We start from the raw sequence: 1,497 nt of genomic DNA, 5'->3' as shown, positions 1-1,497 counted from the left end.
CATTAGCGTTGCACGGATACCGTAAAAAGTTATTACTTTCATTTTTTACCAGTCGACTTGCTGTAAATAAATTCAAAAAGGGAACAGGACTGTAATGACGATCCAGTTCCCTTTTTTTGACATTCATTTTACTTTACTTGTTTTTTCTTTTATTGATAAAATGCATGCTATTAATCGGATTCACAATCGCAAAATCTTCTCCATACCGGATCTCTTTTGGTTGAGCGTTCGGTATTTTTTGTCGTCCCTTGCTCTTTCTCAACCTTCGGTTGAAATCTTGTAATAGCTTCTTAACCGGGACAAAAAGGTACTGTTGCATGGTCCGCATGAACGTCCATATTGTCTTTGTTGGTTGATAGATTAGCCTCATGATTTCCGTTAAAGCAAAAGTGATTAGAGCGATAAACATCTGGTTCCAGATACCGACTGGCGATAGGCTGAAAAGGTGTTTCACTCTGACGTGTTGTTTTAACCATTTGAAGAAAAGCTCTATATACCAACGGTTCTTGTAGGTATCCAGGATTTCTTCTTCGCTCAGTTCCAGGTTATTTGTAATCAAATGAAATGATGTTCCTTCATCATCTAAGAATTCAATGTAACGTACTGGCTCTTTTCGTGTGATGATAGAAACCACTTCGTTTTTGATCACTTTTGGATGTGTTGGCGTTTGTACCTTCAATGTTTCCACAGTGAAAGTCTTTCTAACTCGTACAAGAAATTGAATCTTCTGAGCCAACCACCCACCCATTTTTGTTTTGTGGGCATAACCTCGATCCATTACGTACAATGCTCCGTCTGCGTCAATGATATGATTCACGGCATCAGAATCCGCAATATTCCCGGTAGATGGAATCATCTTTTCAGGAAAGACGCTCGAAGAGGAGGAAGCTACCATTCTTACATGGAGCTTGATTCCGCAGGAATCTTTGGAAACAGCAGTCCAATTAAGTGCGTTTTTCGGTAGTTTTATGTAAGTGCCATCGATAATTCGGATGGGACCCACATTCTTATTCAGACCTGGTGCATTTCCTTGCAACGCCCTATAGGCCACTGCTAATCTACCCAGGAGATCTGCTAAATCCCCCGTGTTCATTTGGTTTAGCCGCCTGCTTAGCTGGGAGTGACTGACTGAATTGACGCCGATTTCTTGTTGAAAGTCCCTTTTTGACCGGATGCCAACTTCAATTTCCCTAAGACTTTCCCACTTGCATAGTTGCGCCATTATGAAGATTTTCACCACCGATAGGTCGGTGAGCTTTTGTGTTTGATAATTCATCACTGGGCAATCCAAGACATTCACCGGTAATTTAGATAAGTATTGACGAAAGACTAAATTTTGGTTTACACTTTTCATGAGCTTGCTCCTTTTGATAGTGTAGGGAACTGATTTAGTCGTCGTACCCTACCTACATTAGGAGCTTTTTTGTGTTTATTCAAGCAATAGTATTCATTAAAGTGGACCATTTTCCAGATATTCCTTGACCTGCAACGCTAATG

1 protein-coding gene is annotated in these 1,497 nt (G+C 40.4%); it reads right to left on the bottom strand.

Annotation, left to right across the window (positions count from 1 at the left end):
- Positions 1-133: 133 nt before the first annotated feature.
- The gene (locus tag ACR65H_RS18470; RefSeq protein ID WP_440502413.1) at positions 134-1,354 is read right to left on the bottom strand and encodes an IS4 family transposase; all 1,221 of its coding nucleotides are present in this window, start codon (positions 1,352-1,354) and stop codon (positions 134-136) included.
- Positions 1,355-1,497 lie beyond the last annotated feature (143 nt).

The organism is Sporosarcina sp. SAFN-015 (genome assembly GCF_059415085.1).
The sequence above is the reverse complement of the archived record's forward strand: the minus strand, read 5'-3'. Positions and strand labels throughout refer to the sequence as shown.